25 protein-coding genes are annotated in these 21,594 nt (G+C 62.8%); 9 read left to right on the top strand and 16 right to left on the bottom strand.

Annotated elements, in window-relative coordinates; translation table 11 throughout:
* Positions 1-2: 2 nt before the first annotated feature.
* The 4 genes from ACEPP2_RS03700 to ACEPP2_RS03685 all read right to left on the bottom strand — a co-directional run bounded on the left by ACEPP2_RS03700 (position 3) and on the right by ACEPP2_RS03685 (position 3,612).
* Positions 3-266, bottom strand: a complete 264-nt coding sequence (locus ACEPP2_RS03700) for a sunset domain-containing protein (RefSeq protein ID WP_152339695.1) — start codon at positions 264-266, stop codon at positions 3-5.
* A gap of 105 nt (positions 267-371) precedes the next feature.
* Positions 372-1,523 (bottom strand): GAF domain-containing sensor histidine kinase, encoded by a 1,152-nt coding sequence (locus ACEPP2_RS03695; protein ID WP_395516160.1) that lies wholly within the window; start codon positions 1,521-1,523, stop codon positions 372-374.
* A gap of 140 nt (positions 1,524-1,663) precedes the next feature.
* Positions 1,664-2,587: a hypothetical protein gene (locus ACEPP2_RS03690; protein WP_077546838.1), complete on the bottom strand. Its 924-nt coding sequence runs from the start codon at positions 2,585-2,587 to the stop codon at positions 1,664-1,666.
* A gap of 65 nt (positions 2,588-2,652) precedes the next feature.
* Complete coding sequence (locus ACEPP2_RS03685; protein ID WP_395515825.1) at positions 2,653-3,612, bottom strand: GGDEF domain-containing protein; 960 nt, start codon at positions 3,610-3,612, stop codon at positions 2,653-2,655.
* Positions 3,613-3,783: 171 nt separating this feature from the next.
* On the opposite strand from ACEPP2_RS03685, the gene xdhC reads away from it, so the two are divergent.
* The 3 genes from xdhC to ACEPP2_RS03670 all read left to right on the top strand — a co-directional run bounded on the left by xdhC (position 3,784) and on the right by ACEPP2_RS03670 (position 5,830).
* Positions 3,784-4,605, top strand: a complete 822-nt coding sequence (gene xdhC, locus ACEPP2_RS03680; RefSeq protein ID WP_395515824.1) for a xanthine dehydrogenase accessory protein XdhC — start codon at positions 3,784-3,786, stop codon at positions 4,603-4,605.
* Between the two features lie 44 nt (positions 4,606-4,649).
* Positions 4,650-4,811, top strand: a complete 162-nt coding sequence (locus tag ACEPP2_RS03675) for a hypothetical protein (RefSeq protein ID WP_395515823.1) — start codon at positions 4,650-4,652, stop codon at positions 4,809-4,811.
* A gap of 122 nt (positions 4,812-4,933) precedes the next feature.
* The gene (locus ACEPP2_RS03670) at positions 4,934-5,830 is read left to right on the top strand and encodes a LysR substrate-binding domain-containing protein (protein ID WP_077546841.1); all 897 of its coding nucleotides are present in this window, start codon (positions 4,934-4,936) and stop codon (positions 5,828-5,830) included.
* A gap of 9 nt (positions 5,831-5,839) precedes the next feature.
* Here the strand turns inward: ACEPP2_RS03670 and ACEPP2_RS03665 are convergent, their stop codons facing one another.
* On the bottom strand, positions 5,840-6,178 hold the full coding sequence (locus ACEPP2_RS03665) for a hypothetical protein (protein WP_077546842.1): 339 nt from the start codon (positions 6,176-6,178) through the stop codon (positions 5,840-5,842).
* Positions 6,179-6,446: 268 nt separating this feature from the next.
* On the opposite strand from ACEPP2_RS03665, the gene puuD reads away from it, so the two are divergent.
* From puuD to ACEPP2_RS03640, 5 genes are all read left to right on the top strand, one after another.
* Positions 6,447-7,676, top strand: a complete 1,230-nt coding sequence (gene puuD, locus ACEPP2_RS03660) for a urate hydroxylase PuuD (protein ID WP_152339689.1) — start codon at positions 6,447-6,449, stop codon at positions 7,674-7,676.
* Entirely contained in the window at positions 7,673-8,998 is a 1,326-nt protein-coding gene (gene guaD, locus ACEPP2_RS03655; RefSeq protein WP_395515822.1) for a guanine deaminase, read from the top strand. The genes puuD and guaD overlap by 4 nt, the downstream gene beginning before the upstream one ends.
* A 9-nt stretch (positions 8,999-9,007) precedes the next feature.
* Positions 9,008-9,328 carry a type II toxin-antitoxin system HigB family toxin gene (locus ACEPP2_RS03650; RefSeq protein WP_077546845.1) on the top strand — a complete coding sequence of 107 codons (321 nt, stop codon included), beginning with the start codon at positions 9,008-9,010 and terminating at the stop codon, positions 9,326-9,328.
* On the top strand, positions 9,321-9,701 hold the full coding sequence (locus tag ACEPP2_RS03645) for a helix-turn-helix domain-containing protein (RefSeq protein WP_395515821.1): 381 nt from the start codon (positions 9,321-9,323) through the stop codon (positions 9,699-9,701). Before ACEPP2_RS03650 ends, ACEPP2_RS03645 begins: the two co-directional genes overlap by 8 nt.
* 221 nt (positions 9,702-9,922) lie before the next feature.
* Positions 9,923-11,068, top strand: a complete 1,146-nt coding sequence (locus ACEPP2_RS03640) for an alpha-hydroxy acid oxidase (protein ID WP_395515820.1) — start codon at positions 9,923-9,925, stop codon at positions 11,066-11,068.
* Positions 11,069-11,105: 37 nt separating this feature from the next.
* On the opposite strand, the gene ACEPP2_RS03635 is transcribed toward ACEPP2_RS03640, so the two are convergent.
* The 10 genes from ACEPP2_RS03635 to ACEPP2_RS03590 all read right to left on the bottom strand — a co-directional run bounded on the left by ACEPP2_RS03635 (position 11,106) and on the right by ACEPP2_RS03590 (position 17,046).
* Positions 11,106-11,285 carry a DUF3606 domain-containing protein gene (locus ACEPP2_RS03635; RefSeq protein ID WP_077546920.1) on the bottom strand — a complete coding sequence of 60 codons (180 nt, stop codon included), beginning with the start codon at positions 11,283-11,285 and terminating at the stop codon, positions 11,106-11,108.
* 123 nt (positions 11,286-11,408) lie between these two features.
* Positions 11,409-11,807 (bottom strand): DUF1622 domain-containing protein, encoded by a 399-nt coding sequence (locus ACEPP2_RS03630; RefSeq protein WP_395515819.1) that lies wholly within the window; start codon positions 11,805-11,807, stop codon positions 11,409-11,411.
* 123 nt (positions 11,808-11,930) lie between these two features.
* A complete protein-coding gene (locus ACEPP2_RS03625; protein ID WP_281976682.1) occupies positions 11,931-12,725 on the bottom strand; it encodes a thermonuclease family protein in 795 nt (264 codons plus the stop codon).
* A gap of 76 nt (positions 12,726-12,801) precedes the next feature.
* Positions 12,802-13,158, bottom strand: coding sequence for a hydroxyisourate hydrolase (gene uraH, locus ACEPP2_RS03620; protein ID WP_152339682.1), 357 nt, complete (start codon positions 13,156-13,158; stop codon positions 12,802-12,804).
* A complete protein-coding gene (locus ACEPP2_RS03615; RefSeq protein ID WP_395515818.1) occupies positions 13,155-13,649 on the bottom strand; it encodes an ureidoglycolate lyase in 495 nt (164 codons plus the stop codon). Before ACEPP2_RS03615 ends, uraH begins: the two co-directional genes overlap by 4 nt.
* 2 nt (positions 13,650-13,651) lie before the next feature.
* The gene (locus tag ACEPP2_RS03610) at positions 13,652-14,011 is read right to left on the bottom strand and encodes a HepT-like ribonuclease domain-containing protein (RefSeq protein ID WP_395515817.1); all 360 of its coding nucleotides are present in this window, start codon (positions 14,009-14,011) and stop codon (positions 13,652-13,654) included.
* Positions 14,008-14,301, bottom strand: a complete 294-nt coding sequence (locus ACEPP2_RS03605) for a nucleotidyltransferase family protein (protein WP_142588162.1) — start codon at positions 14,299-14,301, stop codon at positions 14,008-14,010. The genes ACEPP2_RS03610 and ACEPP2_RS03605 overlap by 4 nt, the downstream gene beginning before the upstream one ends.
* Before the next feature lie 58 nt (positions 14,302-14,359).
* The gene (uraD, locus tag ACEPP2_RS03600; protein ID WP_395515816.1) at positions 14,360-14,857 is read right to left on the bottom strand and encodes a 2-oxo-4-hydroxy-4-carboxy-5-ureidoimidazoline decarboxylase; all 498 of its coding nucleotides are present in this window, start codon (positions 14,855-14,857) and stop codon (positions 14,360-14,362) included.
* Positions 14,854-15,780 carry an allantoinase PuuE gene (gene puuE, locus ACEPP2_RS03595; RefSeq protein ID WP_395515815.1) on the bottom strand — a complete coding sequence of 309 codons (927 nt, stop codon included), beginning with the start codon at positions 15,778-15,780 and terminating at the stop codon, positions 14,854-14,856. The genes uraD and puuE overlap by 4 nt, the downstream gene beginning before the upstream one ends.
* Before the next feature lie 75 nt (positions 15,781-15,855).
* Positions 15,856-17,046: an NAD(P)/FAD-dependent oxidoreductase gene (locus tag ACEPP2_RS03590; protein ID WP_395515814.1), complete on the bottom strand. Its 1,191-nt coding sequence runs from the start codon at positions 17,044-17,046 to the stop codon at positions 15,856-15,858.
* On the opposite strand from ACEPP2_RS03590, the gene mnmD reads away from it, so the two are divergent.
* Complete coding sequence (gene mnmD / locus ACEPP2_RS03585; protein WP_395515813.1) at positions 17,045-17,767, top strand: tRNA (5-methylaminomethyl-2-thiouridine)(34)-methyltransferase MnmD; 723 nt, start codon at positions 17,045-17,047, stop codon at positions 17,765-17,767. The two genes, ACEPP2_RS03590 and mnmD, sit on opposite strands and share 2 nt — an antisense overlap.
* Here the strand turns inward: mnmD and ACEPP2_RS03580 are convergent.
* Positions 17,751-21,422 carry a response regulator gene (locus ACEPP2_RS03580; protein ID WP_395515812.1) on the bottom strand — a complete coding sequence of 1,224 codons (3,672 nt, stop codon included), beginning with the start codon at positions 21,420-21,422 and terminating at the stop codon, positions 17,751-17,753. The two genes, mnmD and ACEPP2_RS03580, sit on opposite strands and share 17 nt — an antisense overlap.
* Positions 21,423-21,594 lie beyond the last annotated feature (172 nt).

Here is a 21,594-nt window from a genome sequence, read left to right as displayed (position 1 = left end):
CCCTAGCGACGCGCCTTGCGCCATCCGGCGCGGCGCGCCTCCTCTTCCGAGCAGAACCAGCGCTCGCCGTGCTCGTAGCTGATCCTGGTAGCGGCGTAATATTCCTGCCCGGGGACGTGATAGATGCGCTCGCCGGAGTTGATGGAGATGTTGCCCTTGATCGTACAATCCGAGTCATAGGTTGCGCGGGGTAACAACGTATAGCCGCCGGCGCCGACAAAGGCGGCGACCGATGCAAGAACCACAACTCCGGTAAACTGGCTCATGCGCCAAGTCTACGGCCAGCAGCTTTTCACTTCGTTATTCTTTTTCGCGGGATTTTAATGAGAAGTTGCCGCCCGTCCGCCTTTGGATCGGCTGCTATGAGCTCCTCACGGGGCATCCTCCACCGGCATCCGGAACGTGAACCTCGTCTCCGTTTCGTCGGAATGCACGTCCAGTTGCCCGCCATGCGCTGCGGCGATCTGTGACGCGATATAGAGGCCAAGCCCGAGACCCTGCAGGCTTGAACTGCCCTCGCCGCGCTTGAACGGCTGGAACAGCTTCTGCAAGGATTGCTCGGGGATTGGAGAACCGGAATTGGCGACCGACAGGCGCAGCTCCCCATCGGCAATTATAGCATCGACGCGGATCGGGTGACCCGGGGAGCCGTGGGTGACGGCATTGCCGAGGAGGTTGGAGAACATCTGGGCGATCCGCTGGTGATCGACCGGAACCACGCCGGACAGCTGAAAGTTCGCCTCGATACTCCGCTCGGGATGCCCTGAGAGTATTTCCGAAACGACCTGCTCCAGCGTTGGCTGAAGTGACGTTTCCTGGTCTCTCTGCAGCGCGATACCGCCCCCGAGACGCCCGCGTGCGAAATCCATCACGTTGTCGATCAGGGCCGACATGCGCAGCACGCTGCCGCGCATCATGCTCAGCACCCGCGTCGACTTGTCGCTCTGCGGCTCCCGCGAGAGGATGCTGATGCCCCCGGTGATCGACGCCACGGGGTTGCGCAGGTCATGGCCGAGCACGGCGATGAACTGCTCACGCAATTCCGAGGCCGTCTTTGCATCGATCAGGCTGGCACGGGTTGAATTCAACTTCTCGGCCGCGTCGAACTGAAAGCCGATGAGGTCGGTGAACAGCTTGAACATGGTCACCGTCTGCGGGTCGCTGAGTTTTGCCGGCTTGGCGTCGATCGCACACAACGTGCCGAAGAAACGCCCGTCGGGCAGGATGACCGGGACGGAAATGTAGCTTTGCAGGCCGTAGAGCCGAGGGGTGTGGTGCTGACAATAGACGGGGTCTTCCGCCACATTGTCGATGACGATCACCTCGCGAAGCTGGCGCACCTCATGGCAGAGCGTCGTCTGGACATCCAGCTCGCCGCCGGCGGGAAGGCCGAAGCCGATATTGTCCAGCAACTGACAGGCTACCCAGCGCTCCTCGGTCACGCGCGCGACGGCGGCAAACCCCATTCCGGTGGTCCGGCATACCATTTCCAAGATGGCAGGGATCGCTGCGATACCCTGCATCGTCTCAACGTCATTCTGAATGTCGTGTGCCATAAGAAGCGGAATTTTTTATCTCGCAGACAGCCCAATACGCCTTCCGGCGCAACCGTTACCACGCAGGAAACCTAGAGCACCTGTTTGAAAAACCAAGCCTGGCGCATTCAGCGGACGAGGGCCCGCATCAGATAGAGCAACGCCCCGAGGATCAGCATGGGCAGGACGAGGAGTTTCACCAGATAGGCCACGGCGATGCCGATCGAGGCGGTGAAGAGGTCTGCTGATAGTGCCAGACCCTCGGTGATGATCCGGGCATTGGCGGTAACGCCGCCCGTTACCGACTGGGCAAGCCCCGAGGCGGCGTCGAGCGTACCGGAAAGCGCCGAGCGCGAGGCATCGACGGCGGAGCCGAGGCGGCCGAGAAGTCCTTCGTCCTCGACAGGTGGAGGAGCGGCCCCTTCTGCCGGCAATCCCTCGCGCAGCGCCTCCACCTGCCCCTGCACGGCCGCGGTCTCATATTGCGCGTCCATGCGCTGGAAGATCTCCGTCGCATCCTTCCAGGCTCCCTCGGTGATGGCATTGCCGGCATGGAAGGCGAGAGAATAGGAGGCCGGCAGAAGCACGGCGCCGAGGAGACCGATGGCCGCAGCCGAACGCGAGAAGCGGTCCAGCGCCGGCGGCACAGAACGCGCTTTGAAGAGCAGGATGGCAATGGCCCCGGCTCCGAGCGCGAGCACCGCCGAGGCAACCTTGGCTACCGGGACAAGCACCAGCGACAGGATGCCCGACGCAATGGCAAGGTAGAAGAGAAGATCGGCCATGCGGTCGATGGTGTTGGTTACGGGCTGCAGGAGCTGTCCGGGGCTTGCGGTGACGGAGGCCACGCCGACCCCGCCCGTGACGTCAGCATCCTTGGCGACGCTCATCAGCGAGTTGGCGACACGCAGCGTGCCGTAGAGCGCGCCGCTGCCGAGCGTTACTTCGCGGCTGAAGCCGGCCGCGGTCTCGGCCAGCGGATTGATGAAGAACATGGCGGCTGCAAGGAGAGCGACAAGCAACCATGCAAGGGAATGCGCGCGTCTGGTCATGGGATGTCCGTCCGGTTGGTCGTGCCAAGCCTAGCACAGCATCGACGTGACGGGACAAGAACGGTTCAGTGATCGGCAGACATTGCCACGGTATCCTGCGGGTCGCGAATGCGAACGATCCTGTTCCGCCCGCCCCTCTTGGCGTCATAGAGCGCGATATCGGCGCGCGCGACGGCCGCATCCAGCCCGCCCTTGCCGATCCGGTCGGTGACGATGCCGGCGCTGACGGTCAGGCTGCCGGAGCCGCCCCGCCGCCATTCGAAGACGGCGTCGGCAAAGGCCGCCCGCACCCGCTCGACCACGGCCACGGCGGATTGCGACGAGGTGTTGGGGAGGAAGAGGATGAATTCCTCTCCACCCCAGCGCGCGGCGAGATCGCCGCTGCGGATGGTCTGCCGGAGGATATCGGCGAAGCGAATGATCGCCTCGTCACCGGCGTCATGGCCGTAACGGTCGTTGAGCGCTTTGAACTCGTCGAGGTCGAGCAGGGCCACCGACGACATCGCCGGCTCGCCATGGACCATCCGGGCGGCGAAGCTTTCATGGAAGGCCCGCCGGTTGAGGAGCCCCGTGAGCGGGTCCGTCTGCGCCAGTCGCAGCAGCTCCCGCTGATAGGAAATGCGCTCTGAAATATCGCGGATGACGGCGATCATCATGTGCTCAGACGTCGTCGATGTCTTGAGGATCGTGATCCCCAGATGGACGTCGGAACCGTCGGCGCGTAGCCCGACGATCTCGGCAGTCCTGGCACCCATGTATCGCGCTTCATCGGCGCCCGCGAAAAAGTTCGAGACAAGCTTGGCGTGGAAGGCCCGCAGATGGTCCGGAAGCAGAACATCCAGCGGCTTGCCAAGAAGCTCTCCGTACCTCCAGCCAAAGATGCGTTCCGCAGAAGGATTGCAGAGGCGTATGATGCCGTCGGCGTCCATGCCGATCACGCCATCATCGATCTCTGACACGATCTTGCGATAAATATCCTGAGGCGCAGTGTCACGGGAGACGTCCGGAAAATGCTTGCTTGTCATGGGTATTGCCCGCGGCCATCTGGTCCGCAGGCTCCAGAGAGAGTTATTCTTGTATCCCCAGAAATAAGGGAGAGATGCTTACAAGTTTTTAACGGCAATCATGGACGGAGATTCGTTCGGGTGCGGAATTGCGGGTGCGGCGGAGCGCCGCAAATGCTAGGCTGATCCACCATGACAACCCGTTCCCTTCCGGCCTTCCTGGCGGCACATCCCCGCATAATTCTCGTCGAGATCACCGAGGCAAAGGGTTCGACGCCACGGGAAGAAGGCGCGGCCATGCTCGTCGCAGACCAAGCCTGCTGGGGCACGATCGGCGGCGGGCAGCTGGAGTTCATGGCGATCGACAATGCCCGTGCGATCCTGCACGGCAGAGGCGACGCGCATATGAGTGTTCCGCTGGGGCCCGAGATCGGCCAGTGCTGCGGGGGAAGAACGCTTCTTTCCTTTCGCCTGGTGACGCCGGATATCGAGGTGGAACTCACGAAGCGCCGCGCGGAGGAGGAAGAGGGCTACTCGACGGTCTTTCTGTTCGGCGCGGGTCATGTCGGCCGGGCGCTGGCCCGTGCCCTTGCTCCGTTGCCGCTCTCGATCACCGTGGTGGAAACGAGGGCAGACGCGCTTCAGGACGTCTCGCCGGACGTCACCGCGCGCCACGCCGCAATGCCGGAGGCGCTGGTCGCCGACATTCCACCAGGCGGCGCCGCGGTCATCCTCACCCACGACCATGCGCTGGATTTCCTGATCGCCCGCGAGGCGCTCGCGCGTACCGATCTCGCCTATGTCGGAATGATCGGATCGGCGACGAAGCGTGCGACCTTTGCCAGCTGGGCCCGGCGCGAGGGCATGGCAGCGGAGATGGCGGAACGGCTGGTGCTGCCGATCGGCGGAAGCGCCGTTAAGGACAAGCGCCCGGAAGTGATCGCTGCCATGGTTGCTGCCGAGCTGCTCACGGTGCTGTCGTCGGCACCCTCTCAGAGACTGCGGGGCGGATAGCTGAGCATCGCGTCCCGCCAGGCAGAACTGCCGCAGACGTGCCGATGCGCCGCCTTCCCATCCCGCAGCCCGATGTCGCGCAGAACATCGTCCGGCAGGTCGCCAACATCAATCTGGCTGATGCCGCGAGGTCTCAGGAAAAACCGGCTCCAGATCTTCGACAGGAGACGCCCGCGATCTGGCGGGCATGGTTGATCACAGCGTGAATTCAGGGCGAAGGACATCGAAATACCCACTTCCATTGGTTCGTCTGGTGGGTTTAGAATGAGCCTCCTTGCACCCATGATCCAATCGAACAATCGTCTGGATGGATCAAGAGAACTTATTCATGAAGCTATCACGACAATTTCCCCTCAATGCCCTGCGCGTCTTCGAGGCAACCGCTCGCCTGAAGAGCTTCACCCGGGCGGGCGAGGAACTGGGGATGACGCAGACCGCTGTCAGCTACCAGATCAAGCTGCTGGAAGACACGCTGGGCGAACCTCTCTTCCTGCGGCGCCCGCGACAGGTCGCGCTGACCGAGGTGGGTGAGCGACTGGCTCCGAAAGTTGGTGAAGCCTTCGACATGCTGGCAGAAGCTCTGGGCGGCATCCGCGATCAATCGGAAGCGACGCTGACAATCCACACGACCGCAACTTTTGCTTCCCATTGGCTCGCCCATCACCTGGGCACATTCCAAGTCGAAAACCCGGGGATCGCGGTTCGGCTGGAAACGTCACAGTCCGTTATCGACTTTGCGCGCACGGAGGGAGACGTGGCGATCCGCTCCGGCAAGGGCGTCTGGCCGGGGCTGAAGTCACACTTCCTGATGAAGAGTCACTTCACGCCGATGCTGAGCCCAACGCTGGCGGCAACCATCGGCGGTGTGCATGAGCCCGCGGACCTGCTGAAACTCCCTATCATCGACCCGCAGGACGAGTGGTGGCCGCTGTGGTTTTCCCGGGCCGGGCTGAAGGACGCCGACTTCTCGCGCTTTCCCGCGACGCAGTACGGTGCACAGTACTTTCATGCAGCCGCAGCGATTGCGGGACAGGGTGTGGCGATCCTGAGGCCGGAGTTCTATGCCGACGACGTTGCCCTCGGACGGCTTTATCAACCGTTCGACCTGCTCGCCAGCGATGGCTCCGACTACTGGCTCGTCTACCCGGAGTCACGGCGCAATTCCCGCAAGATCCGCGCCTTCCGCGAGTTCATGCGCAAGATGATGCCGGATTTCCAGACATAGAGCGTTGTCTCAGAACGCCATATCGGGCGCATAGAAGCAACGCAGCGTATCCTCCGTCGGGTAGAGGCAGATGTGATATTCCTCGTCCTGCGACCGCCGCGCCTCGTCCTGTCGGAGGCTGAAATTGTGCGGGCGGGTCACCAGCCTGTGGTCGCCCGGACCGAGCGAGATCTGATAGCCGCCATTGATGATCCGAACGTTTTTCGTCGAGATCATCTGGCAGTCACCGCTGTGGTTGTCGCCATTGCAGCAGAACTTGTCATAATCCCAGCCCGTATGGGCATCGTGGGCAACGGCCGGGGCGGACAAGAGGAAGACCACAAGCAGGGTCAGTGGTAGGTTGCGCATCTGCTCATTCTCCGTTGACGAATGATCAACAGCCGGCGAGCCCCTACCTACCCTTGTCACCGGCTGGCATGCAACTGGTTGTGACCGGGCGTCTGTCGCGCCGGGTCCGCGCGCCGCGAATCTTCCAGCGCAGCGTGCTCGCGCTAACCGGAGGTCGCGGAGGAAGTTCCGGCCACGAGATTTTATCCCTCTGCCTCGCCCCTTCCCTCACCCGCTGTTTTTTCGCAATGTGGCGAGTCGGAGAACAGGGGTTCCAGAGGATTGCCGAATGTATGAATATGCCGTGGCCTGGGAATGGCTGTCGTTTGCCGCACGCTGGCTGCACGTGATCACCGCCATCGCCTGGATCGGTTCGTCCTTCTACTTCATCGCGCTCGATCTCGGCCTGGTGAAGCGGCCGCATCTGCCGGTCGGCGCCTATGGCGAGGAGTGGCAGGTGCATGGCGGCGGCTTCTACCACATCCAGAAATACCTGGTGGCGCCGGCGCAGATGCCGGAGCACCTAACGTGGTTCAAGTGGGAAAGCTACATGACGTGGCTTTCCGGCTTCCTGATGCTGGCGATCGTCTACTATGCCGGGGCCGACCTCTTCCTGATCGACAGCCATGTGATGGAGCTTTCCCAGTGGCAGGCGATCGGCATTTCCGTCGCTTCACTGGCGGTCGGCTGGATCATCTATGACCAGCTCTGCAAGTCGCCTGTCGGCCGGAATACTTGGGGCCTGATGGCGATCCTCTACGCGGTACTCGTCGCCATGGCCTGGGGCTATACCCAAGTCTTTACCGGCCGCGCCGCCTTCCTCCATCTCGGCGCCTTCACCGCCACCATCATGTCGGCGAACGTCTTCTTCATCATCATCCCGAACCAGAAGATCGTTGTGGCCGATCTGATCGCCGGACGGACGCCGGACCCGAAATACGGCGTCATCGCCAAGCAGCGCTCGTTGCACAACAACTACCTGACGCTTCCCGTCATCTTCTTCATGGTGTCGAACCATTACCCGCTGGCGTTCGCGACGGAGTTCAACTGGATCATCGCGGCGCTGGTCTTCCTGATGGGGGTGACGATCCGTCACTGGTTCAACACGACCCATGCAAGGAAGGGCAAGCCGACCTGGACCTGGCTGGTGACGCTGCTCATCTTCATCGCCATCATGTGGCTTTCGACCGTGCCGAAGGTGCTGACCGGCGAGACCGAGGATGCAGCCCTTTCCCCGGTGCAGCAGAAATTCGCTTCCAACGCCCATTTCGACGCCGCCCGAGACGTTGTGCTGTCCCGCTGTTCCATGTGCCACGCAGCTGAACCCGTCTGGGACGGCGTGAACTTCCCGCCGAAGTCCGTGAAGCTGGAGACCGACCGGGAGATTGCCGCCCACGCCCGCGAGATATACATCCAGGCCGGCCGGAGCCACGCCATGCCGCCCGGCAACATTACAGAGATTTCGGCGGAGGAGCGCCAGCTGCTCGCCGCCTGGTATGAGAGTACAGTTTCCGAATGACGAAGACCCTGATCCGCGGCCGACTGCTCTCCTTCAAGCGCGCGCCGCTGAGCCTCACCGATACGGACAGTTACACTTACGAGCACGACGGCGGGCTGTTGATCAAGGACGGCATCATCGCCGCCATCGGAGATTATGCGGAGATCAAGGCGCAGGCGGCCGAGGACACCCATGAGATCGACCACCGGCCGCATCTCATCCTGCCGGGGCTGATCGACACGCATCTGCACTTTCCGCAGATGCAGGTGATCGCCTCCTATGCCGGCAGCCTGCTGGAATGGCTGAACGCCTATACCTTCCATGAGGAATGCCGCTTCGTCGAAAGCGATCATGCTGCGCGGATCGCCACCCGTTTCTACGACGAGATGATCCGCCACGGCACGACGACGGCCGCCGCCTATTGCTCCGTCCACAAGGCATCCGCGGACGCCTATTTCGCTGAAGCCGTGAAGCGTGGCATGTGCATGGTCGGTGGCAAGGTGATGATGGACCGCAACGCCCCGCAGGGCCTGCTCGACACGCCGCAGATGAGCTATGACGAGACGCGTGCGGTGATCGGTGAATGGCACGGCAAGGGGCGCAACCACGTCGCGATTACGCCGCGCTTCGCCATCACCTCAACGCCGGAGCAGATGCAGGCCGCTCAGGCGCTGGCACAGGAATTTCCGGACCTCCACATCCAGACGCATCTCTCCGAGAACCTCGACGAGATCCGATATACGTGCGAGCTCTACCCGCAGGCGAAGGACTATACCGATATCTACGCCCGCTACGGGCTGCTGGGCGAAAAGACCCTGCTCGGCCATGCTATCCACCTTTCCGACCGGGAGGCAGACGTGTTGAGCGAGATGGGTTCGGTCGCCGTGCATTGCCCGACCTCCAACCTCTTCATCGGCTCCGGCCTCTTTCCGCTGAACGCTATCCGGCGCCGCGACAAGCCGGTGCGGGTGGCGGTGGCAACCGATATCGGCGGCGGCTCGAGCTATTCCATGCTGCGCACGATGGACGAGGCCTACAAGATCCAGCAGGTTCTCGGCGAGCGGCTGAACCCGCTGGACAGCTTCCACCTGATGACCCGCGGCAACGCCGAGGCGCTATCGCTCGTCGACCGGATCGGAACGCTGGAGGTCGGAACGGACGCAGACCTCGTGGTGCTTAACGCGGCCGCGACGTCGGCCATGGCGCTCAGAATGGAAACCGTGACAACCCTGCCGGAAGAGCTCTTCCTTCTGCAGACCATGGGCGATGACCGGGCTGTGGCGGAGGCTTACGTGGCGGGCAAGGCGATGAAACAAGCTCTTGCACCCAATTTGGGAGCATGATAGTCTCCAATGCGAATAATCTCGCGCCGAACGTTGAGGCAATTTGCCGAAAGCCCAAAGGGCCAAAAAGGCGGACCGGCTTTGAAGGCGGCGCTGGATTCCTGGTTTCATGAAGCAAGCAAGGCGGAGTGGCGATCATCCGCCGACATCAAGAAGCGATACGTCCATGCAAGCATCATTAATGCGGAACGCGTCGTGTTCAACATCAAGGGAAATGACTATCGGCTGATCACCTCGGTGGACTTCGGACGAGCCACAGTATGGATCAAATGGATCGGAACACACGGTGACTATGACCGGATCGATGCCGCAACGGTGGAACATGACTGAGATTAGACCCATCCGCAGTGAAGGCGATTACCAGCAGGCAATGACGCTCCTCGAGACCCTGTGGGGGGCCGAAAGCGGAACGCCGGAGGGCGACAGGCTCGACCTGCTGGTCACCCTGATCGACATATACGAAAGCGCCCGCCACCCGGTCGATCTGCCTGATCCTGTCGATGCGATCCTGTTCCGCATGGAACAGCAGGGACTTACCCGCAAGGATCTGGAGCCTGTCCTCGGCAGCCGCGGGAGGGTCGCGGAAATCCTCAATCGGAAACGTCCCCTTTCCCTTGAGATGATCCGGCGCCTCAATGCCGAGTTGGATATCCCAGCAGAAGTGCTGATCCAGCCCATCCGGCCAGCCAAGTCGGCTGCGTAACAGCAAGACTTAGTTGCCATGGTCGGGTGGAGGATGCGGCTTCTTCCGAAGACAAACGCCGCGGCTCCTCCGCTGAGAGGAGCATATGTTCCGGCCTTGTCTATCGGCTGTTGGTCGATTCGACCTTTGCATACATTGAACACCTTTCTCGTCTTTTTTGCTGACGGGTTCGAATGACTCATGCTAGCTGACGGTACGTTCTGCCGGGGGAGTTTCCGATCATGTCCAAGCCGCTCACAATCGCAGACCTGAAGATGCGCGCGCGGCGCCGGGTACCGAAGATGTTCTTCGACTATGCCGACAGCGGCTCCTGGACGGAGGGCACCTACCGTGCAAACGAGGAAGACTTCTCGAAGGTGAAGCTTCGCCAGCGAGTGCTGGTGGACATGACAAACAGGTCGCTGGCAACGACCATGGTCGGCCAGGATGCTTCCATGCCCGTGGCACTCGCGCCAACCGGGCTGTGCGGCATGCAGCATGCCGATGGCGAGATGCTGGCTGCCAAGGCGGCGGAAGAGTTCGGCGTTCCCTTCACACTCTCGACCATGTCGATCTGCTCGATCGAGGACGTCGCCTCCGTCACCTCCAGGCCCTTCTGGTTCCAGCTCTACGTGATGAAGGATCGCGACTTCATCAACAATCTGATCGACCGCGCCAAGGCAGCGAACTGCTCGGCGCTGATGCTGACGCTCGACCTGCAGATTCTCGGCCAGCGTCACAAGGACCTGCGCAATGGTCTCTCGGCGCCGCCAAAGTGGACCGTCCATCATGGCATCCAACTGGCCACCAAGCCCTTCTGGTGCATGGACATGCTGCGCACCAAGCGCCGCGGCTTCGGCAACATCGTCGGGCACGCCAAGAACGTCTCCGACCTCTCCTCGCTCTCGTCCTGGACGGCGGAACAGTTTGATCCGCAGCTTTCCTGGAAGGATGTGGCCTGGATCAAGGAGCGTTGGGGCGGCAAGCTGATCCTCAAGGGCATCCTCGACGAGGAGGATGCGCGGGCGGCGGCCGAGAGCGGCGCGGACGCGATCGTCGTTTCCAATCATGGCGGCCGGCAGCTGGACGGCGCGCTGTCATCGATCAGCATGCTGCCGCGCATCGTCGACGCCATCGGCGACAAGATCGAAGTCCATTTCGACGGCGGCATCCGCTCCGGCCAGGACGTCCTGAAGGCGGTGGCGCTTGGCGCCCGCGGCACCTATATCGGCCGCCCCTATCTCTATGGCCTGGGCGCCATGGGCAAGGCGGGCGTGACGACGGCGCTGGAGATCATCCGCAAGGAGATGGATGTCACCATGGCGCTCTGCGGCAAGCGGGACATCCAGACGGTGGACCGCAGCGTGATTGCCGAGACGCGGTTCTGACGACGGCGCCAGAGCCGCATCATGAGCGAGGGCTGCTTCAGCGGCCCTCTTCCAGCTTCTGCTCTACCTTGTTTCGGCTGTTGCCCACCTCATGCACCGCGTCCTTGACGTCGGCTTTCGACACGCCTTCCTTGTCGGCTTCGTAGCGCACTTCGTGATCCTGGCCGGCGGCGACGCGGGCCCGATCCTGTGCACGTCCACGGTTTGTCTGGCTCATCTTGCATTCCTCCTGTGACTGCATCGCCTGCAGAATCCATGAGGAATCAAAAGGTTCCTCAAGCACCGGGATCAGCAAGGCAGAGAGCAGGCTGGTTGGTCCGTGGAGGTTACCAGGAAGGTCTCAGTGCGGACGATCGACAAGCTCGGTCCGCGCGGAGCTTTCCGAGGATTGACCGGATGAAGGCCTGGCTTGCTGCCAGGGCCACTTTCCTTCGATCTCCACCTCCAGCGAAAAACTCAGGAAGGTTCTGATCAGCACGATGCCTGCCAGCACGGCGAGGCTGTCGAGGGTCGGCTCGATCGCCACGGTGTTGATGATGTCCGCCGCCACCAGGAGTTCCAGGCCCAGCAGGATGGCTCTGCCAAGCGTGGCACGCAGCCCATGATAGGCCCCCTCGCGCGACCTTTCCCTAAGGAAGTTGAAGGCCGCGAAGAACATTCCAATGACGATCACCGCCACGCCTGCGACCTCGATGGCGCGGGTCGTAACATGCAGCAACTGACCAAATGCGACATCCATGGAGCACCCCTTTCACAGCCGTTGAACAGCTACCGTACTGCGAAACTGAAGGACAGCCACAACAGGCCTGGCTCCCGCTCCGCCTGAAGCACGCCCGCCGCGAAGCAGAGCGCACGAATGTCGCTAGCACCAGCCGCCGGACGCACCGGGTTTCCGGGCCAGCCCCTCGCGCACCAGCACGTCGGAGAGAGACACGCCATTGCGCATCACGGCGCGGACCTTACGGCCCTTGCTATCGGCATCATCGGCTCCCGCAGCGACCAGTTCGAAGGGACCGGAGTCGAGAAAGGCCCGCACCCGCAGTTCCGCATCGCTCGCCTTGATCCGCTCCGCCTCGCACCGGGGCTTGTCGATATCAGGCACTTCTATTCCCGCGAGGCGTATCTTCTCGCCATGGAACATGAAGCTGTCGCCAGCGATAACGCAATCATCCTGCTTGGCGGTGCCGCAAAGGTAGAACTTGGTCTGGTGGCGGCCGAGAGCGGCGGAAGGCGCATCGGGCTTGACGGCAGCGGGTATGGGACGCTGCGGGGCCGGACGGCCGATCGGCGCCGGTGGCGTGATAGCTGCCGTCTGCAGCGCATCCTGGCGCTGGGGCGCACCCTGCCGCTTCTCTTCCTTCGAGGCTAGGTCGCGCGGTGGAACGGGTGCAACCGGCCGAACAGTGGCGGCGTCCTTCGACGCCGGCTTCTGCTGCGCCTTCAGCGGCGATGGTCGGGCTGCAACCTTCTGCTCCACGCCGCCCGTCAGGTTGCTTGCAAAGCGCCTCAGATCAGCAGAGTTGTCGTAAGCGGCGATTCCTCCGACGAGCGCGATCAGCGCTCCACCCCAAAGCCATGTGGACCCGCCGCGGCCGCTTGCGGTACGCTTCTTCCTGCCGCCGCTTCTGCGCTGCGGCTTTCGTCTGGAACTGGCCATCAGAACCTCTCATCGATTCCGGCGCAGTATCCTCGTCTATGGTTTCCGAAAGGTTTCCGCCGCCACTGGAAGAGACTCAACTCCCCCGGTAGGTGGAATAGCCGAAGGGCGAAAGCAGCAGCGGCACGTGGTAGTGCGCCGTCGTATCGGCGATACCGAAGCGGATCGGGATCACGTCAAGGAAAGCAGGCTCCGGCAGGGAGTGGCCCGTCATGCGCAGATAGTCGCCGGCATGGAAGACGAGTTCGTATTCCCCCGCCCTGAACGTATCGTCGGCGAGGATCGGGCCGTCGTCGACGCGGCCGTCGGCATTGGTGCTGACGCTCTTCACCTTCTCGCGGACGTCCCCCGAAACACGATAGAGATCGATCTTAAGCCCCTTGGCTGGAACGCCGCGGGCAGTGTCGAGGACATGGGTGGTAAGGCCGGTCATGGGATTGGCTCCGAGATCAAGTAAGGCGTATCGTAGAAGAATTCCTCGAGATTGTTTTCCGGTCGGTCGCGGTCGACGACCAGGAAATCGCTGGGCGATCCGATCACCATCAGGGGATGGTGCCAGACATTGCGGCGGTAGTTGACCCCTTGGTCGCCGCGGGCGAGGAATATCTTAGGTTCGCCAGGGCGGCTCCCGACATCCTCCGCCACCGCCACGAGAAAGGGGCGCCCGGAGAGAGCCGTGAAGCTCTGGCTCCCGAACGGATGCCGCTCCATCATGTCGATTGCATAGGGGAACTGCCGCGGCTGGCCACGGAACAGACTGATGATGGCGCCCTCGCCTTCCGTCTCGACTGTGCCGAGGCGGTGAAAGCGCTCCGTTGTGCCATTGTTGATGAGGCGGACGGTGGCAGGATCGGCCTCGATGACATCACCGAAAGGGGCGAAGGCGGCTTTGGTAAGCGGTTGGATCAGGAGATGCTGCGGCATCATCATTCTCCTTGCCGACGCCAGTGGCGGAGGGTTTGGAGCCGGTCAAGCAGGTCGGGGATCGAGCTCTGCACCGTTTCCCAGATGATGTTCATGTCAAGCGTCAGGTATCCACGAGCCGCACGGTCACGCATACCAATGATTTGCTGCCATTCAATTTCCGGATGGTCGCGAACCACAGCCGGATAGTCGCGCTCAAGACGCGTCACCCCCTCGCCAAGGATAATGAGCGTCATTCCAACCGCCTTCTGGGTTCTGGTGTCATTGATAAAGGCCTCGTAATCCCTGCCGTGCGTGAACTCGCAGGCCTCCCGCGCCGCTTTCTCCATCTGTTCAAGGTAGAGCTGCAGCCGATCGTTCATATGGTCTTGGCTTCGGCAAGGACGCGGCTGCGGATGCTCTCCGGCAGTTCGCCAGGAGTGAGGAGATCGACCTTTACATCCCTCATGATCATCGCGAGCTCCGAATGCAGCCCGCCCAGCGTAAAGAGAGTCGACCCCGGCAGCGCGTCGACGAGAATATCGAGATCGCTGCCATCCTTGTCCTCCCCCCGTGCCACGGAACCGAAGACGCGCGGGTTCGCCGCGTTGAAGCGCTTCGTCGCTTCGCGGATCGCCTCGCGATTCTTCTCCAGGACTTCGGACGGTCTCATGGCATCACCTCGATATGCCTCCTCAATATAGGCGGGGAAGCGAGTTGAGGAAAGCTGCTCAACCTTCCGGCAAGAGTGCCGCAAGCCGAAGGCTGGCGATGCGTTCCACCTGGGCGCACGCAGTCTCAAACTCTTCCTCGAGGCTGTTGCCGATGCGGCGCTCGAAGGCGCCGAGGATGTCGTCCTTGTCGAGCCCCTTCACGGCGATGATGAAGGGGAAGCCGAACTTTTCCGTATAGGCGGTGTTGAGTTCGGTGAAGCGCGCATGCTCCTGCGGGCTCAGCCGATCGAGGCCGGCGCCCGCCTGTTCCTGGCGGCTGTCCTCGGTGAGGTCGCCAGCGATGGCGAGCTTGCCGGCAAGATCTGGATGCGCCCGCAACACGCCGAGCCGCTCTTCCTGCGACGCCTCGCGGAAGACCGACACCATTGCCTGATGCACGCCCCTTGCCGTCAGCGGCACGAAGATCAGCCCGCGGTCATAGGCGCGCTCGGCGATGAAGGCGGAGTGTTCGAAGACGCCCCCGAAGCGGACGATGAAATCCTCACGGGCGCTCATACGGCATCTCCCGGCTTGTGGTGTTCGTGCCAGTGGCGGGCGATCTCGATCCGCTGCGGGATCCAGACCTTGTCGTGGGAGAGCACGTATTCGATGAACCGGCGAAGGGCTGCGGCCCGACCTGGTCGACCGACGAGGCGGCAGTGGAGGCCAACTGACATCATCTTCGGCGCACCCTCCTGGCCCTCCCGATAGAGCACGTCGAAGGCGTCCTTGAGGTAAGTGAGGAACTGGTCGCCGGAATTGAAACCCTGGGGCGTCGCGAAGCGCATGTCGTTGGTTTCCAGCGCATAGGGGACGATCAGGAACGGCTTCCCGTCGACCCCCGGCACCCAGTAGGGCAGGTCGTCGGCATAGCTGTCGGAGGAGTAGAGGAAGCCACCCTCCTCCATGACGAGCCGCAGCGTGTTGTCCGAAGGCTTCCCCTGATACATGCCGTAGGGGCGCTCGCCCGTCAGCTCGGTGTGGAGGCGGACCGCCTCGCGTATATGCTCGCGCTCCCTGTCCTCCGGGAAGTCCTTGTATTCGAGCCAGCGGTAGCCGTGGCTGGCGATTTCCCAGCCGGCTTCCTTCATCGCCGCGACCGCTTCCGGGTTGCGCGCCATGGCAAGCGTCACGCCGTAGACCGTCGTCTGCACCTTGAGTTCGGTGAATATTCGCCACAGCCGCCAGAAGCCGGCGCGGGAACCGTATTCGTAGATCGATTCCATGTTGAGGTTGCGCTGGTTTGGCCAGGGTTGCGCGCCGACGATCTCGGACAGCAGATTTTCCGAGGCCGGATCTCCGTCGAGAATGCAGCTTTCGCCGCCCTCCTCGTAGTTGATCACGAACTGGACGGCGACATGGGCGCCGCCCGGCCATTTCGGATCGGGAGGGTTGCGGCCATAGCCGACGAGATTGCGGGGATAGTCCTTCGACGACATCAAATCACCTTGCGAAAAAGAAGCCTGACGGTAGCCAGCCCTCCACCCTCTGTCGAGATGGCAGATTCCTGAGCCTCAGGATGGGTCCCGCGCCAGCCGCAGATGATCCGCAAACACGAAGGGCGGCGGCAACGACATAGGGTTGCCAGCCACACCCGCGAGTGCGGCATCGGCCAACCGGTGGGCGAGCCCGAAGCTCACCTTGAAGCCGCCCGTCAGCGCAACGAGCGAGGGATGGTCCGGATGCGGGCCGACCATGGGCTCGCGGCCGATCGCCTTCGGGCGCAGACCCGCCCAGCCCTCGAGCACCTGGGGTTGCTGCAGGTCGGGTACCAGTTGGCGCGCACGCTCCAGCAGGTCGTCGAGCTTGCCGTCGGTGGTGGCGGAATCGGCAAACTCCTCTTCGCTCGTACTGCCAATCGCGACCGTGCCGTCGTCATGCGGCACGACATAGAGGCCGTTGAGGAAAATCACAGGCCGGGTCGGATCGATATCGGCCCGCAGGAGCGCCGCCTGCCCCTTTACCGGACGCCCGAGCGGACGGTTCGGGGCCGGTTCGATTGCCTGCAGGAGCGGAAACGACTGGTGACCCGCTGCGACAATGCAGTGGCCGAAGGCGATGCTTGTCCCGCCGGAAAGATGCACCAGCCGCGCCTCCGGATCGATTCGCTCGGCAGCAGCATTCTCTGCGACCTGTACATGATCCGACAGCTCCAGCCGGGCCCGCAGCGCGGTTGTCAGCAGCCGTGGCGAGATGCGGCCGGACAGGGTCTCGTGCACGAGGCCGGCATCGCGGGCAGTCGCGTCGAGGCATGCAGCCTCGGGGGCGCTCTCCAGCACCTGCCAATCGAAGCTGCGCCCACTGGCGGTCCAGTTCCGCCGCGCCTCCTCGGCATTGCGGACGGCGATGTCCCGCAGGTGGGGCTTCGGCAGCGGGATCAGGCGACCGCAGCGGCGATAGCCGGTCGAAAGACCCGTCTCTGATTCGAGCCGGGCGACCTCCTCCTCCAGCGACACCAGCGCTTCGAGCTGGAACTGCTTCTTGTCGTTCCAGCGATCCGGCGTATGCGGCATCAGCGCACCGAGGAGCCCGCCGCTCGCCCCGCCGCCGATCCGCCCTGAATCAAGGAGAAGCGTAGGGATGCCGAGCCGATCCGCTTTCACGGCTGCCCACAATCCCATGACCCCTCCTCCGAGGATGAGCAGATCGGCAGAGGCGGGAAGCGATTGACCGGCCCCGGCGGCGAGACTATCGGCATTAGCCATGAGCGACGACATTTCAGAAAATGATGACGAGGGCCTTCAGTGGCACGAGGGCGATATGCCCTTTTCCACCCAGTTTGGCGACCACTTTTATTGCCGCAGCGACGGGCGGCTCGAATGCGGCCACGTCTTCCTCGCCGGCAACGGGCTGCCGGATCGATGGCAGGCGGGCGGCGACTTTCGGATCGGCGAACTCGGCTTCGGCACGGGCTTAAACTTCTGCGAGACGTGGCGGCAGTGGCAGCTCGCCCGACGCCCCGGTTCCTTCCTGCATTTCATCTCGTTCGAGCTCTACCCGATGCAGGCGCAGGAGATCGACCGGGCACTGTCGCACTGGCCGGAGATCGATACGGAGCGGCAGGCGCTGGTGGCGGCATGGCCCGCGGCGCCGCAGGGACGGTTGGAGATCGCCGCCGATGCCCAGACGCACCTGACGGTCGTCGTCAGTCCCGCGCTGGAGGGCGTCGTGGCTGCGCCAGCGCGTTTCGACGCCTGGTTCCTCGACGGCTTCGCGCCGTCGCGCAATCCCGACATGTGGTCGCCTGAGTTGATGCAGGCGGTCTACGACCGCACCGTCGATGGCGGAAGCTTCGCCACCTATGCCGCGGCAGGCTTCGTCCGCCGCAACCTGCAGGCAACGGGCTTCACGGTCGAGCGACGGCCGGGCTTTGCGGGGAAGCGCGAAATGCTGTGCGGACGGAAGCGCCTCAGAACGACGATCTAGAGGCTGCGGTCTCTCCCAGCCAGGCCTTGATCTTCTGCTCCAGCAGTTCCGGGCTGATCGGCTTGGACATGTAGTCATCCATGCCGGCTGCGAGGCAGAGTTCCTTGTCGCTTTCAAGCGCATGGGCCGTCACGCCGATGATCGGCACGTGACCACCCGCCTGCTTTTCCAGCTCGCGGATCTTCTGCGTCGCCTGGTGACCGTTCATGACCGGCATGGAGACGTCCATGAGGATAAGCGCCGGATCCTTTTCCTGCCACGCCTCAACGGCCTTGGCGCCGTTCTCGACGATTTCGAAGCGCCAGCCGGTCCCCTGCAGGATCTGCGTGAAGACGATCTGGTTGACCTCGTTGTCTTCGGCCACGAGCACGTCGAGCGCGGGGAGCGAGCGGACGACAGGCGTGGACGCCGCGCCTTCGAGAGGCTGGACAGGCTGCGGTGCGGCAACTGCCTGCGCGGCAGCCGTAACGGGCGCGGTGCGGCGCTTCATCCGTACGGAGCGCACGACGTCGATGATCGTTGCGCGCAGGAGGTTGGCACGCGCCGGCTTCATGAGGTGCGCCTGGATGTTCAGTTCCGCGAAGAGGTTTTCGTCGCCGGCCATGTCCATGGAGGTGAGGAAGATGATCCCCAGGTCGTCGAACCTCCGGTCGGCGCGGATATGGCGGGCGGCATCCAGGCCGTTCATCTCCGGCATATGGTAGTCGAGCACGACGGCATCGATCACGAGCCCGAGGCGTGATGCTTCGTTCATGAAGGCAAGTCCCTCGGCACCGCCATCGGCGGCCACGGTATCAAAGCCCCACATGGTCAGCTGTTCGGTCAGGATGCGACGGTTGACGGCATTGTCGTCGATCACCAGCACCCGTGCGCCGGCGGTGTTGATCGGCAGAACCGTGTTGGTGCCGCGCTCGCTGACGACGGGGAACGGCAGGTGTACCGTGAAGACCGATCCCCTGCCGACCTCGCTCGTCACCTCGATATGGCCGCCGAAGAGTTCGACAAGGCCGGCGGTAATGGCAAGGCCGAGCCCCGTTCCCTCGTGCCGGCGGGTCGAGGAGGTATCGACCTGCGAGAACTTCTCGAAGACCGACTTCAGCTTCTCGTCGGGAATGCCGAGCCCGGTATCCTCGATCCGGACGGTCAGCATCATGTCGGTATCGCTGACGGCTTCCGAGTGGAGGTCGATGAAGACGTGCCCCTTCTCGGTGAACTTTACCGCATTGCCGACGAGGTTGGTGATGATCTGGCGGAAGCGACCGGCATCGCCGAGCACCGTCTCCTTCACGGAGGCATCGCCACGGACGATGAGCTCGATGTCCTTTTCCGCGGCGGAAGACGACAGGAGCGTCGCCACATCCTCGATCGCCTCGACCGGATCGAAGGGCGCCTTGCGGAGCTTCATCTGGCCGGCGTCGATCTTGGAGAAGTCGAGGATGTCGTTGATGATCGTCAGGAGCGCATTGCCGGACTTGACGATGATGTCGATGAACGTCTTCTGGCGCGTGTCGAGGTCCGATTTCGCCAAGAGTTCGGCCATGCCGAGCACCCCGTTCATCGGCGTGCGGATCTCATGGCTCATATTGGCAAGGAATTCCGATTTGGCGCGATCGGCGGCTTCGGCGCGCTCGACCAGGCGGGTAAGCTCCGCCTCGCGTTCCTTCACGTCGGTGACATCGGTGAAGACGGCCAGCCAATGATCGTCACCGCTGAGATTGGCCTCGACATTGATCCACTTGCGGCCCTCGATCCGAAAGGTGGCCTCGACGGAATTGCCCTGGCTGACATTCTCCTCCCATAGCCGCAGGATCTCCATCGCCTCGTCGGTGGGGCCGAGATCGCCTCGCTTGACGCAGTAGCGGAAGACATCGCGCCACAGCGAACCGGGCGACCCAAGGCTTTCCGGGATTTCCAGCATCGCCGGCAGCGACTTGTTGGAGAACATAATGACGCCGTCATGCAGAATGAGCAGGCCCTGCGACATCGCCCCCGTGGCCTCGCGCATGAGCGCGCCCTGCCGGTCCAGCGCCTGCTGAGCCGCGCGCACCTCCTCGTCGCGCTTGCGGATGGCGGTGATGTCCGTATAGCTGAGCAGCAGCTTGTCGCCGGACAGTTTCGTGCCGGAAATCAGGATGACGCGGCCCTGGGCGCTGCGCACCTCGATTGGCGGCCGCTCGCCGTCCTTCGTCAGGTTGGCGATGCGCTGCTCGTAGATTTCCTCGAAGCTCTTGTCGGTATCCCCGTAGATGCCGTGGTCGTAATTGACCTTCAGGAAGTCCCGGTAGGAACGGCCCACTAGATCGAACTGCTCGCCGGCATCCCAGAAGCCGTAGAAGGCGGGATTGGCGGATTCGAAAACGAAGTCCTTGTCGAGGATGCCGATGCCGACGGGAATGCCGTGCAGGATCGTCTGCATGTCCTCCCGAAGCTTCTCGGCGTGCTCCTTGGCTTCCTTGTAGGGCGTTATGTCGGTAATCGAACCGACCAGGTGCGGATGGCCGTCGGCGTCCACGACCCGCATCTGCCGCGTGATGACCGGAATGACGCGCCCATCGGGAAAGGCCTTGTCTTCCGCCTTCTCGGCGACCTCGCCATCGGCCAGGATCCTGTCGTTCTCGCTCTGGCTGCGTTCGGCCTTCCAGGGGAACATTTCCGCGTCGGTCTTGCCGAGAATGTTCTCGCGCTTGTCGCCAAACATCCGCTCATAGGCGGCATTGACGAATTCGAGCCGCTGCTCGCTGTCGCGCATGAAGACTGCAACGGGCAGGTCTTCGAGAACGGCGCGCAGGATTTCAGTTTCGCCGATGTTCTTGCGCAGGAGGTGCTCCTGCTCCTTGAAATCGCTGACATCCGACCGGAGTGTGATGACGAGGCCGTTGTCGAGGCGCTTGTTGACGCTCTTCAGCCAGCGGCCGTCGGCAAGCTGTTCGATGCTTTCCGAATAGGGAGAACGGAATGTCGCAACCCTGTCGCGCACCCATGCGGTCCGCTCCGGGGGCTCGCGTCCGGCAAGGCGGGGGCTGTTGCGAACGCTCTTGTCGTAGACCTGCTCGCAGATCTGCGTGAACGTCACGCCGATCTGGAGACGCACGTCGAACGAATCGAAGAAGTCGATCAGCTGGGCGTTGTAGTAGACCAGAGTGTCCGTCTCGTCGTAGATGCCGATCCCCACATCGAGAAGGTCCAGCGCATCCTCCAGCTGCAGGTCCTGCTCATCCCCGCCTTGGCTCATCGTCTTTCCTCCCCCAGATTTCGGTTCAGGCATCGGCACCCTGCCCGGCTCCCCCGCCGGCAGGAAGGTCCCGAAGAGATAGGTCCGATCGTCTTCCGTCACGAAACGCTCGATCATGATCTCGTGGCGCAGCGCACCTGACGCATCGAAACAGTGAACAATCTCCTCGGTGCCGAAGATGAGCGCCCGGCACTCCCGCTCCTTGCGATCCGGCTGAGAGAGACCCGCCATGTCATCGCGGGTGGACTGTCCGACGAAATCATCGGGAATCATCGCGGACAGCGCCGCATAGGCGCTGTTGACGGCAACATAATTGAGCGTGCTGTCCTTGATGAACGCCGGTTCGCGCAGATCCTCGATCCGCGCGCAGGCCGTCATCAGGAGTTCGCCATGCATCTCCACCGTCTTCCGCTCCAACCGCATCCGGCCGGCGCCGCAGCGATCTCTCTATCCTCCGATTCGGCAATCTCATCACGGTTAGGGTTAACAACCTCTTCCCGCGCCGGCTGGCGGGCCGATTTTCGTTGCTTTTTGTCAATTCCAGCGCCTGCACGACCGCCACCGATGCCCGAGGGCCAATTCGGAGCGAACGGTA

Source organism: Pseudorhizobium flavum, from assembly GCF_044142885.1.
GTDB classification, from domain to species: domain Bacteria; phylum Pseudomonadota; class Alphaproteobacteria; order Rhizobiales; family Rhizobiaceae; genus Neorhizobium; species Neorhizobium flavum.
Note: the sequence above shows the minus strand (reverse complement) of the source record. Positions and strands in the feature narration are given on the sequence as shown.